This is a genomic window from Rhodococcus sp. 06-235-1A (assembly GCF_002258785.1).
In the GTDB taxonomy this organism is placed as follows: domain Bacteria; phylum Actinomycetota; class Actinomycetes; order Mycobacteriales; family Mycobacteriaceae; genus Rhodococcoides.
The window spans coordinates 58,853-70,984 of sequence record NZ_NOYI01000008.1 but is presented as its reverse complement, the minus strand read 5'-3'; the positions used below and the strand labels follow the sequence as shown (position 1 = coordinate 70,984).

Below are 12,132 nucleotides of genomic sequence, written 5' to 3'. Positions count from 1 at the left end.
AGTCGTTGCATTGCTACTCTTCAGTGGAACCGAATGTGGGCAGTGTGACGGCCGAAGATCGGCGTGCGCTCGCTCGAACAGACCTTCCATTTCCGTTGCAATCGAAAGGCCCTGTCGATGAGCCTGATCCAGCTTTTCACCTGGTTGTTGCCGCCACTCCGGTTGAAGAACCGACTCTTGAACACGTTCGGTCACGAGATCGCGATGTCCGCGAAAATCGGACCCTGCTTGGTCTCGGGAGTTCGACGCGCGGAACTCGGCGAAAACGTTCTCATCGGTCCGTTCAACACGTTCAAGAATCTGTCCCTGCTGCACCTCGAGAACGAGGCGGGAATCGGTTCGTGGAACTGGATCTCCGCCCATCCGGCCTATCAGGCACTCGATCCGGAGGCCGGCACGCTGGCCCTGGGGTACGGGGCCAGGATCGAGAGCCGCTCCTACCTCGACTGCTCCGGGACCATCGAGGTCGGTGCCTACAGCGCGGTGGGAGGCCAGCGCTGCACGTTGCAGAGCCACGAGCCGAACATGAGAGACATGATTCAGACCGTGGGACGAATCGAGATAGGCCACCACACGTCCGTCGGCAGCAACGTGGTGATCCTCAAAGGGGCGAAGGTTCCCGAATGTTCAGTTCTCGCAGCGCATTCCACGATGACGGGTAAGCCGCTCGCAGATCCCAAGCCCGGTGTGTACGGAGGAACTCCTGCCAAGTTCCTCGCACCCATTTCGGGAAAGTGGTTCGAGCGAACTCAGATTCCCATCACCGATGTTGCTATCGACGGCGTCGTGGGTCTGGACCGGGCCTCGCTGGCGCGGGGCACTGGAGCTACGCAGCAGGAAGCTCTGCGCGTGGTCGAGGCCGACGGCACTGCCTGATGACAGCAATACTCGATCCTCCGAAACCCGCCACGGACGGGTTGTCGTTCGAGGCTCGCCGAGCATTGGGTAAGCGAGTCATCTCGAGCGGTGTGCTGATCATGCTCGGTGCCACGTCGGGAATGCAGGTCATGGGTTTCACCGTCACCGGCTTCTCGGGGCTCTGCCTTCTCGTGGCCCCGGCCCTCTTCCTGACGGCGACCTCGCGCGGCGATCGGTTGATCATCGGGCTGGCCACCGTGGCATTCGCCGGGTTCATCGTGTCCTCACAGCTCAACGACCTGAGTTTCTTCGACGAACGCGTCATCCAGTGGGCCTCGTTCGCGATCTACTTCGTCGGCATCACCGTCATCGCAGGTCGGGATCTCGAGCGACTCTTCTCTCTCGCGGCCGGCGTTGCCCTCGGCTCCTGCCTCTACTTCCTCACGTCGGGTTTGCCTTTCGCCAGCTTGTCCACCTTCGAGGATTTGTGGAAATACGCCTTCGCTCCGTACGTCACGTTGATCGGTCTGTACGTACTCGTCCGGATGAAGGTCCCTGTTCACATTCAAGCGGTATTCCTGGTGCTGCTGGCCGGGGCAAGTCTGGTTCTGAATTTCCGGTCACATGCCCTGGTCTGCCTCGGCAGCGCAGCCGTCCTTCTGGTGACATGGCTTGCCCGTGAGAAGATCTCGAGGTTCACGCAGTTCTTGATCGTCGCCGGGGTCGGTGCAGGTCTCGGGACCTTGATTCCAGCCATCGCGCGGAGTGGAATCGCAGGCGAGGCAGTCAAAGCCAAGACCGAACTACAGGATTCGACGGGTGTGCCTGCCATCTTGGCCGGGCGCACCGAATCGCCTCTGTCCATAGCGGCGATCATCGACAAACCGATCTTCGGCTGGGGAAGTGCCGACAATCTCACCACCGAAGTATTCGCTCGCGGTGAGGAATTCGCGATCGCAATTGGTTTCGACCCCAACCTCCCGTTCTACGGCTTCTGGCATCTGGCGAACGGTGCCACGTCGCTGCACTCGGTTCTCTTCAGCTCGTGGGCCGAGGGCGGCGTGTTCGCCGCGGTCCTTCCGGTGTTTCTGGTCATTGCGGCGCTCACCGTCATCTGGAGCTCGCCGCGGTATGGAATCTGGGCCGCGATGGCAGTGCAGATTTCGGTGCAGGCGGGGTGGGATCTGTTCTTCTCCCCGATGTCGTACAACCTGCTCGCGGCGTTCGCGTTGCTCGCCGCCGTGTTCGCCAGTCGACACTTGACTACACCCGGTAGCCGACGGTCGAGATCGTCCGAGACCGAGCACCATGAGGTGGCCCTCCGATGAAACCCTCTGTCAGCGTAATCATTCCCACCATCGGTCGCAGTTCCCTCGACGCTGCTGTGCGGTCTGCACTTGCGCAGACCTATCCGGTGTCAGAGGTGATCGTGGTGGTCGATTCCGACGTGGAACCCGTTGTGCCGGAAGATGATCGAGTCACAGTAATTCACACCGGCGGCGGCGTAGGGGCCAGCAGGGCGCGTCAGTCGGGGATCGAGAAGAGTGCCGGTGACGTCATCGGTCTGCTCGACGACGACGACGTGTGGTTGCCGAACAAGCTCGAAGTCCAAATGGCCTCGGTACCAACAGATTCTGCGCTGTGGATTGCGTCGTCCCGCTTCCGGACGGTCACCGCTGATGGTGGGTCGGAGTGGCCACTCAGGCTGATCGGTGTTCACCAGCCTGTGGACCAGTACCTGGTTCGCTTCCACTCGCTAAGGTTCGGCGGGGCGAGCGCGCAGACGTCCACGTTGCTGTTTCCCCGTGAGATTGCCGAGACTGTCCCGATGAACCTGCCCCTGGGAGCGGTGCACGACGACCCGTCCTGGTTGATCGATGTGCGTCGACGCTTCCCCGCCATTCCGATCGTTCAGTCAGGTGACGTCCTGGTGGAGTACGACATGACATCGGCGTCTCTGTCGCGAACCGACACCGACGAGAGTGCGGCCTACATCCAGTGGGGCAAGGAGTACTTGGATCCCTCGGATCGACGGAGCAGAGGTGACTACTTCTTGACGAGTCCGCTGTCTTCCGCTGTCAGTGGTCGGTCGGTGCGTGGAGTGATCCGGTCCCTTGCTGCAGGAGTGCGGTACGGACGGCCCGGAAAGTGGGCATGGGGATTTGCCGTGGTGAGCACGCTGCGATTGGTGTTGATGAAGGTCATGGGACTCGTTGCGCGGCTTGCGAAGAGATGAGATGGGCATGTCGTCGAAGATCGAGAAGATATCCGTGGTCACGATCAGTTTTCGTGACCTGGACGGGCTGAAGAAGACTGTCGACAGCGTTCGGGCTCAACAGTGTTCGGTCCCCATCGAGCACGTGGTTCTCGACGGTGGGTCCGGCCCCGAGGTGGAGCAGTACCTGGAGTCGATCAGCGGAGGCCTGCAGTACTGGCGGTCCGAGCGCGACAACGGACGATACGACGCGATGAATCGCGGCATAGCGCAAACCACCGGCGACATCGTCTGGCTCATGCACTCCGGCGACTGCTTCTCCGACCCCGGTGCACTCGAGTACATCGTGGACAATCTTTCGGACCCTCGGGATCAATGGGGATACGCCAAGGTGCGACGCGTCGGTGCCGACGGAATCGATCTGGGGGAGTGGGGTTTCATGCCCTTCGACCTCTACAATTTCACCATCGGAAAAGCGCCCATCCCCCATCAAGGTTCGTTCGTGGGTGCCGATTTTGCGAAACAGCTCGGCCCCTACGACGAAGAGTTCGGGTTGGCAGCCGATCAGCTGTACCTGATGCGAGCGGCACTGATTAAGCCTCCGGTGACGTTCGATCGCGTTGTGTGCGATTTCGACACCACGGGTGCCGGCACGGTCCGGCCGATCAAAGAAAGCTTCGCCGATCTTCGGCGGGCCTGGGACACGCTGGACCACTACCCGTACGGCACTCGTCGACGCTCCCGCCTGCAGTCGAAGGTGATCGAACTGGTGGTTCGGGTGGCATTCCACGGTCGCGAAAGAGTACGTGCGATGTTGGGGAGGGCACCGGCGAATGGCGGGTAGGCACCGCGTCGACCGTGGGCAGAAGGGATTTTCTGCGTCCCATCCGGCCGCGGTCCAGGATGTCGCACCCAACGAGCTGGTGGACACTGCGGCACCGGCGGGTGGACTGTCCTCCCAGGAGCAGAAGGCCGTTCTGTGGGGCACGGTCTTTCGTGTTCTCGGGACGCCGATCATGGCGCTGCTCGGGCTGCTGAACACCGCAATCATCGTGCGCGAGACCGGTGAATCGATCTTCGGTGTCGTGTCGTTGATCGCCACGATGAGCCTGCTCTTCCCGTTTGCGGACCTCGGCATCGGAGCCGTGGTGACCAACGCGAGCTCGCGAGCCGGCAAGTTGTCCGAGGACCCGGTAACGGTGGGAACGATTCAGCGTGCCTACCGAGTACTGTCCATGATCGCCGCCGGTCTGATCGTGGCGTTCGTGCTGATCATGATTTTCGATCAGTGGGGAGCCGTCATCGGTCTCACCACCGGACCCGACGATCGATGGGTGATCACCCTGGCGGCCAGCCTGTTCGCGCTGAGCCTGCCGACGGGGCTGGGCATCCGAATCCTCATCGGCATCAACAAGAATCAGCTCGCTGTGTTGGTGCTGATGTCGAATACGGTGTTCGGCCTGCTGATCACCGTCGGGTTGATGCTCGTCGGCGCTCAGGGAATTTTCTTCGCCATTCCCGGTGTCCTCGGCGCGCTTCTCGGCAACATCGTGGGAACGATTGTTGCCCTACGCATGTCCGGTTTGGGCACGGTGGTGTTCGCTGCGCCCGTGCGGGAGATGGCGCAGGTGAAGCTGCTGGCGGGTTCCCTGTGGATGCTGATTGCCAGCGTGGGGTTGCCTCTCGGCCTGCAGTCCCATCGAGTGATTCTCTCGCACCTGTCGACGCCCGAGGAGCTGTCGAGATACGCACTGATGGCTCAGGTGTACGCCCTGGGATGGTCGGTGTTCTCCACCGCAGGCATGGCCTATTGGCCGGTCTTCGTCAAACGGCGGGGCGATCAGGCGGGCACCATCAAGATGTGGATCAAGATCGTTCTGGTGTTCTTCGGGGTGTCCGTCGTTGCGGCGGTGTTCATCTCGCTGCTCGGGCCCTTCGCGACCAATATCCTCTCCAGTGGCGAAGTGAGGACCGGAACCTGGCTGGCGGTTGCGTTCGGTTGCCTGCTGGTGGTGCAGTGCATCCACCTTCCCGCGGGCGTGCTGCTCACGACGCCGAAGGAGATGCGATTTCAGGCGTTCTGCATCATGGGGATGGGACTGATCAGCGTGGTCGGCGGCATTGTGGTGGCCCCGGAGTACGGGGCCGTCGGAGTGGTATTCGTCGCTGCTGCAGCAGTATTGGTCACTCAGATCGTGCCCGATTTCGCATTCGTTCCACGGTTGGTCAAGCGACGAGACCCGGTGGAGGTCGATCAGGCCGAGTCCTCGGGGGCGGTCTCGGTGTAGCCGAAGGCCGGGTCGGTCCAGGCGACACCTTTGCGCACTACTTTTGCGGGGACACCGCCGATCAGGCAATTGGGTTCGTCGAACGTACCGCGCACCACGGCACCTGCGGCCACTATGCACCCGTCGGCGATCCGCGTCCCTGCGAGAACGGTGGCTCGCGACCCTATCCACACATGGTTTCCGATGTGAATGCCCTTGTCTGCGTGACGGAACGGTGCGTCGGGGGAGGACCGGGTCGGATGGAAGTCGTCGTCGATCAGGTGCACGTCCCACCCGATCATTCCTTCGTTTCCGATGGTGATCTCAGTGGTCGCGACCACGACGGACATCGGCGAGACGGTGGTCGGTCCGTGCATGGTCACGGTGGCGCCCGGCCCGATGTCCCATCGGTTGCCGGACGTGATGGCAACCGAACCGTCCACCTCGAAGCGGCCGCGCACTCGTAGAGATCCGGCCATTCTGTTGTCCGCGAAGCCGTAGTTGTTGATACCGAGGGCGAGGAAGCCGTTGCGGACGGTGATGTTGCCTGCGCCTCGGACGCGAAAGTTACGTCCTACGAGAATTGGCTTGCGGCGCAGAATCATCGGCGCGGTGCGCAGCACTGTCGGACGGAACTCACCGAACAGTAGGCCGAGTTTCGCTCGCAGTGTCATCGATTTCCTTCACGATTGCGGCGGGCCAGGTTGTGTGCGAAGTACCGGAACCCCTCGCGGCCGGCGGACTCACTGTAGCGCGCGCTGCCGAGATCTCGCGCTGCACGGATCAGTCTGTCGACCTCGGCCGGGTTGCCGTCCAGAGTCATCACTGCACGGTTGAGCGATGCTGGGTCGCCCGGTGTGGCGAACAGAGCCGAGGAGTGTTCGTCCAGTACTGAGTGCGAGATGCCACCGGGTTCGGTCGCGGCGACGATCGGCCGGGAGGCTGCGACGTACGACGTCAGCTTGCTGGGAAGTGACATCTCCTTGACGCCAGGGCGCTCGTTGAGCAACAGCACGTCGGCGGCGGCGAGCACAGTGGGGTACGTGTCCTCGTCGACGGGGTCGACGAATTTCATAGTCGGGAGTCCTTCTGCGGCAGAGACGAGTTGGCGACGCTGATTGCCGTCGCCCACCATCACGTAGGTGATCGGCGTCGATTGTTCGTGCGCCAACCGAGCGGCGGCGACCACCGATTCGAGTCCCTGCTTCATACCCATGTTGCCGGTGTGCACCACGACGCGATGGCCTGTGTCGGTCCAGCCGAGACGCGCGCGGGCCTCGCGTGTCGACTCCGTCGATCCCGAGATGTGCGTGAAGATCGGTAGGTCGACGATCTTGGCGGCGTCGACGCCGTTGTCCGTCAACACGTCTCGGAATCGTGGGGTGATGACGCCGATCGAATCTGCGCGCCGGGCCAGCCGGTACTCGAAGGATCCGACCATGCGTCCAGCGGTACCGCCGGTGGTACCGGATTGGGCCGCTGCGTTTCCGCTCAGGTCGTGAACCACCACTCCGAGGGGCCGGCCGCGATGGCCGATGGACGCGGCGAGCATCGCCCCGAGGAGCGGGGTGACGGTGATGACGACGTCCGCGCGGGAGGCACGCACCAATGGGGCGGCCAGGGTGGCGAAGCTCAGTTCCATCCGGGCCCGGCCGACGAGATTGGGCGCGGCAGGCACCGCGTGCCTGACGCGTCGGACTCGGACGTCCCCCATCGTTTCTCGCCATGTGATGCCGCGACGGTAACGGGGGTCCTGAATTGCCCACTGTGGGTAGTGCGGAACTCCGGTGATCAGGTCCACATCCGCGCCCGCACTGCTCAGCGCCTCCACCAAAGCGGTGTTGTACGGAGCACTTCCAGTGGTCTCGGGCGCATAGTGGCACGCCACTACGCAGACGGACAAGCCGCGGAGCGAGAGTGATGCGTCCTGTTCGTCGGGAACGTCTGCCACGTCAGTACGCGCCGTCCGATTTGAGCACAGCGGCAGCGGTACGCCAGATGATCACGAGGTCCTGAACGATCGACCAGTTGTCCACGTAGTAATGATCCAGTCGAATGCGCTCCGACTCGGCCACATCGGACCGACCCGAAACCTGCCACAGCCCGGTGACACCCGGCTTGACGAGGCTGCGGCGTTCGATGAAGTTCTCCACGTCCGCACCTTCGCCGGGAACCAGCGGGCGAGGGCCGACGATGCTCATCTCGCCGGCCAGCACGTTGAACAGCTGCGGAAGCTCGTCGATGCTCAGCTTGCGCAGCACCCGACCGGTCTTGGTGATCCGACTGTCGGTGGCCGACTTGTAGAAAACCGAGGTTTGCTGGTCCGCGTCCTCCCGTGCATCGGCGATGGCCGAGTCTGCATCGACCACCATGGTTCGCAGTTTCCAGATGCGGAACCTTTCGCCCTGCAGGCCTACTCGCTCCTGCCGATAGAAGATCGGCCCACGGTCGCCGATCTTGATGGCGATGGCGGCTGCGGCCAAGACCGGAAACAGCACGATGAGCGCGATGGAGGCGAGGGCAAAGTCGAAGACCGTCTTGCTTCGCCTGGTCGCACCGTCGTATTTCGGGCGGTCGACGTGAAGCAGTGGCAGGTTGTCGATGGGCCGGATCTTGAGCCGAGGCCCGGCGATGTCTGCCACTCCGGGAGCAACCACCAGATCGATCCTGTGCTTGTCGAGCTTCCACGCCAGATCACGCATCCGCTCGTAGCCGAGATGCTCGACGGCAGCGACGGCGACCGTTGTGGCGGACGTCTTCCTGAGCGCGTTGTCGATTGCGGTTTCGTCACCGAGAATCTCGATGGTCCGACCGTTCGCATCGACGGTTGCCCCGGCGGCACCGATGTATCCGGGGATGCACGCACCGATCACGCGGTAGCCGGCGTCGGCCGCGTTGTCGAAGTTTCCGGAAATTCTCTTGATCGACGTGACGTTCCCGATCACGATGACCTCGCTCAGGTAGCGGCCGGCCGAACGCTTCCGGGCGAGGTTCCGTCGCCAGAAGCGGCGTCCGGCCAAGAGGCCGATGAGGCCGATCGGGAGCGCGATGGCCAGGTAGCCGCGGGCGATGCCGGACTGGACGAGAAGGTCTGCGACGGCGATACCGCCGAACAGCCATCCGGTTGCCGAGACGACTCGTCGGTACTCGTCCGCACCGTTGCCGATCAGTTGTGGGTCTCTGGACTGAACGAAGCCGAGCGCGAGCAGCCAGACGATGCCGAGGCAGGCGGAGAAGGCCGTGAAGAAGATCAATGCGCTGAGGGTCTCGGGCGAGTCGGTTGCGGGGGCACCGAACCGGATCAGTTGTGCGCTGACGAGTGCGGCGACGATGACGGCGGCGTCGGTCAGCAGAACCTTGCGCCGGTAGCTGCGCTGCCACTCGGTCCGTTTTGCCGGCACGTAAGCTTCTTCGGAAGACGAGATCAGCTTGGGAAGGTCCGCCGAATCAGAGGTCGACTTAACCGGGTTGTAACCTGATGCGAGTTTGCCGAGGGCGACATTCATGTGCGATCTCCGTGTCTGGCGGTGCTACGAAACAGACTGAGCTTTACTACGAACTGGTTAGAGCTGACCGAATGTGATTCCCCGAGCGCTGCTAAGTATTCGCAGTGGGGCGCGAAAGTGTTACCGGGCACACGTGATTTGTGTCAGGTATCACCGAAAGATGGGTAGGACGACTGAATGCAGGACGTAAGACGCCGACGGTGCCGAACATTGATGGCATCGATCGGGTTGACGTCGCTGCTGTTGACTGCCTGTTCGTCGGCCGATCACGCGGCCGACGAACAGGTGGAATCCAGTCCGACGGCAGCTGCGACGGCCGACGGATGTCAGCCGTCGGTCGGACATCTCGGCGTGACTGCGGTGACTGCGTCGGACTCGAAAGACCTGCTGACGAAACAGAGTTCGCTGATATCGCAGTACGGATTCGGCGCAGTAAGACTGACAATTCACTGGCCCGTCATCGAACCGTATCCCGGTGTTTACGATTGGGCGTCCACCGACGCACAGGTCGAGGCGTTCTCCGATGCCGGTCTCGACATCCTGGGTGTTGCGACGTGGGCACCGTGGTGGGACGTCGACCCGGCCAACAGAAATGTCATGCATCCGAAGCCGTCCGATCCACAAAAGTTCTCCGAGTTTGCAAAATTCGCAGCAAACCGCTACAAAGACCGAATTCGGACGTGGGAAATTTGGAATGAGCCCAATACCGGTGCAACGTTCGGACCCGGTGTGGATTTACGGACTTACGTTCCGATGTTGAAACAGTCCTACGAAAAGATCAAAAGTATCGATCCGTCGATCGAGGTGTTGACCGGAGGAACGTCGCCCACCATCGACAACGACACGGATCTGAGCCCGGCCAGTTTCATCGAAGAACTGTACGCAGCCGGCGCGGGCCCCTTTTTCGACGCGATCGCGATGCATCCCTACAGCGCCCCGGATCCTCTCAGCAAGGCGTCGGCGCAGTCGTACAGCTCCAACACGGCGATCGCGCGGATTCGCGAGACGATGATCGTCAACGGCGATCGAAGCAAGAAGATCTGGTTCACCGAGTTCGGGGCCGCCTCCGGCACGGGACCGGAGAGCGTCTCCGAGGGCAAGCAGGCCGAGCTGTTGGTGGACGGCATCGACTACCTGCGGAGCCTGTCCTACTGCGGCGGGATCTTCCTGTTCGACTTCCGTGACTACGACACCGGCAACCCGGTGGATGAGCTCAACGCTGGTTTGGTCAGGTCGGACTTCAGCCCCAAGCCCGCGCTCGATGCCGTGATTCAGGCCGGCGGTTCCAACTGAGCGCGACGGGTGGCCTTCGCGAGTTCGAGAGTCATGGCCGGCGGTGACACCATGACGGTTCCCGGTGCCACGTCGTGCAGAATCGTGGCGTTCGCGCCGATGGTCACGTCGTTGCCGATGGTGATCGGGCCCAGTACCGCGGCACCCGCTCCCACGCGGACGTTGTCGCCGATGACCGGGCGGCCCTTGGCCGTGTAGCCGAGACTGACGTGCTGATTGATCCAGCAGTTCTTACCGATGTGTTCTGCGGTGATGATCGAGCCCAGGCCGTGTTGGATGAACAGTCCGGGGCCGATGGATCCTGCTTCGAGCGTCAGGGTGGACAGTCCCGGATAGAGCTTCTTCAGTACTAACCGTTGAACCATCCCGATGTGCCTGATGCGGTAGTGCACAAGGGTTCTGAACTCGGGCAGCGCGCCGGCGATGTAGGCGAATCGGCGGTAGGGATCGAGTGCGCTGATGGCCTCGACTTCGAGACATTCGGCCCATTTGGCCACGTCCGCTGCGATGTCGTCGGCCACACCTGCTCGGTGAACTGCCTTCCAGAGTGGATATGCCCAGACGGCCGCTGCGGAGGTGAGGAGGGATGTCTTGTCGGTCACCCGATCCACTGTAGGGGCAAGCGCCGTCAGCGTCGCATCGATCAGGGGCACTCGTTGGGTGCATCATTGCCCGAGAACCGCTCGAGCATCCACTGGTACATCTCGTCCCCTGCGTCGGCGTCGGCGTGGCCTTGCCCGGCCATCTCGCGGTGCACGATTCGGTCGCCGATACGGCATCCGGCGTCGACGGCCTTGGAAACCCATGCGGGCAGGATCAATTCGTCGTCGGATCCGTTGATCACCAGCATCGGTGCCGGTGCTCGTCGCTGGGGGAGTGAGGCCTCGGTGAGCCACTCGGTGAGCCGATCGGTCGCCTCATCCGATTCCGGCTGCACCTGTGATGCGTCGAGTTGGGTGGACAGGGCCGCTTTCTCGGTGTCAGGGAGTGCACACGACGTCAGGCCCGTCAGCTCGCCTGCTGCTGCGCCCCGCAGGTAGTCGCTCTGCTCGAGATCGGGGTGAACCACCGACAAACCGTCGATGATCAACGGCATGAAGGCGGTTTGTGCACCGGTCAAGGTTTCGTCTCGAGCGGCCTCGGCGAAGCCGGTGATGTCGGCTGCGGGCGAGGTGGACACACTACCGACGAGGTTCAGACCGGATCCGTAGTCTGCGCTGTATTCGTTTGCGGCCCATGATGCCTGGCCGCCCTGCGATCCGCCGACGGCCATCCATTTGTCGGAGGTGTCGGGGTATTGGTTACGCACTGCTCGCACGGCGTCGATCATGTTGAATCCGGCGGTGCGCGGCTCGAGGTAGGGGTGCTCGCCCGGCCAGCCCAGCCCTTGGAAGTCCGTCATCGTCACCACGAATCCGGCCTCGGCGATGGCAGCGAGGGTGGGCGCGTAGCCCCGTAGATCCGGGCTGAGCGACGGCCCGCAGTCCTGACCGAGTCCGGTGGTGGGGTGACCGTACGAGATGACGGGCCAGCCGCCGGCCGGCGCTTCTCCGCGCGGCCGGTAGACCGTGGACGCCACCTCGGACATCTGACCGTCGTACGCGGAGACGGAACGATAGACGACGGTGCGCGCCTCACCGAGCTTGTCCGCGAGAGCTGGATCTAGGCCTTCGACCGGGGTGGATTGCACGATGGTTCCACGCTGATCGAGCACCGACTGGGCGATATCTGGAAGCGGTGTATCGAGAACTGCCACCGCGCGCGGTGTCTCCTGGGAGCAACCAGCGAGCGTCAGGATGCCGACTACGGCAAGGGTTCCGACGCGACACGCAGACGAGGCCAACATAAGCGCAAGGTTAGCCTGCGTGCCGGGCATTGCCGTGACGACCGAGGTCGGGCAGGCGCACTACGCCTGCCCGAGGCGGGGACTCGCGTCATGCATTCGACCGACAAGCGTTGACTCTGGGTGGCAACACAGAGCTAATTGAGAACG

The 12,132-nt window shown here is 62.7% G+C and carries 11 protein-coding genes; 6 read left to right on the top strand and 5 right to left on the bottom strand.

What is annotated here, in order from left to right; translation table 11 throughout:
* The first annotated feature begins 117 nt into the window (after window positions 1-117).
* The 5 genes from CH275_RS05315 to CH275_RS05295 are packed head-to-tail and all read left to right on the top strand — an operon-like array spanning window position 118 to window position 5,361.
* Window positions 118-876: an acyltransferase gene (locus CH275_RS05315; protein WP_143546693.1), complete on the top strand. Its 759-nt coding sequence runs from the start codon at window positions 118-120 to the stop codon at window positions 874-876.
* A complete protein-coding gene (locus CH275_RS05310) occupies window positions 876-2,186 on the top strand; it encodes a hypothetical protein (RefSeq protein ID WP_094675916.1) in 1,311 nt (436 codons plus the stop codon). The genes CH275_RS05315 and CH275_RS05310 overlap by 1 nt, the downstream gene beginning before the upstream one ends.
* Entirely contained in the window at window positions 2,183-3,094 is a 912-nt protein-coding gene (locus CH275_RS05305; RefSeq protein WP_094675914.1) for a glycosyltransferase family 2 protein, read from the top strand. Before CH275_RS05310 ends, CH275_RS05305 begins: the two co-directional genes overlap by 4 nt.
* 7 nt (window positions 3,095-3,101) lie before the next feature.
* A complete protein-coding gene (locus CH275_RS05300; RefSeq protein ID WP_094676367.1) occupies window positions 3,102-3,917 on the top strand; it encodes a glycosyltransferase in 816 nt (271 codons plus the stop codon).
* The gene (locus CH275_RS05295) at window positions 3,907-5,361 is read left to right on the top strand and encodes a lipopolysaccharide biosynthesis protein (protein ID WP_094675912.1); all 1,455 of its coding nucleotides are present in this window, start codon (window positions 3,907-3,909) and stop codon (window positions 5,359-5,361) included. The genes CH275_RS05300 and CH275_RS05295 overlap by 11 nt, the downstream gene beginning before the upstream one ends.
* On the opposite strand, the gene CH275_RS29850 is transcribed toward CH275_RS05295, so the two are convergent.
* The 3 genes from CH275_RS29850 to CH275_RS05280 are packed head-to-tail and all read right to left on the bottom strand — an operon-like array spanning window position 5,328 to window position 8,741.
* A complete protein-coding gene (locus CH275_RS29850; RefSeq protein WP_094675910.1) occupies window positions 5,328-6,014 on the bottom strand; it encodes an acyltransferase in 687 nt (228 codons plus the stop codon). The two genes, CH275_RS05295 and CH275_RS29850, sit on opposite strands and share 34 nt — an antisense overlap.
* Window positions 6,011-7,291 (bottom strand): glycosyltransferase family 4 protein, encoded by a 1,281-nt coding sequence (locus CH275_RS05285; protein WP_094675908.1) that lies wholly within the window; start codon window positions 7,289-7,291, stop codon window positions 6,011-6,013. The genes CH275_RS29850 and CH275_RS05285 overlap by 4 nt, the downstream gene beginning before the upstream one ends.
* A gap of 1 nt (window position 7,292) precedes the next feature.
* Window positions 7,293-8,741, bottom strand: coding sequence for a sugar transferase (locus CH275_RS05280; protein WP_256990862.1), 1,449 nt, complete (start codon window positions 8,739-8,741; stop codon window positions 7,293-7,295).
* A 318-nt stretch (window positions 8,742-9,059) separates the two neighbouring features.
* Between CH275_RS05280 and CH275_RS05275 the strand changes: the two genes are divergently transcribed.
* Window positions 9,060-10,139 carry a glycosyl hydrolase gene (locus tag CH275_RS05275; protein ID WP_094675904.1) on the top strand — a complete coding sequence of 360 codons (1,080 nt, stop codon included), beginning with the start codon at window positions 9,060-9,062 and terminating at the stop codon, window positions 10,137-10,139.
* Here the strand turns inward: CH275_RS05275 and CH275_RS05270 are convergent.
* Window positions 10,118-10,741, bottom strand: coding sequence for a serine O-acetyltransferase (locus CH275_RS05270; protein WP_256990861.1), 624 nt, complete (start codon window positions 10,739-10,741; stop codon window positions 10,118-10,120). The two genes, CH275_RS05275 and CH275_RS05270, sit on opposite strands and share 22 nt — an antisense overlap.
* A gap of 41 nt (window positions 10,742-10,782) precedes the next feature.
* On the bottom strand, window positions 10,783-11,985 hold the full coding sequence (locus CH275_RS05265; RefSeq protein WP_179275996.1) for a lipase family protein: 1,203 nt from the start codon (window positions 11,983-11,985) through the stop codon (window positions 10,783-10,785).
* Window positions 11,986-12,132 lie beyond the last annotated feature (147 nt).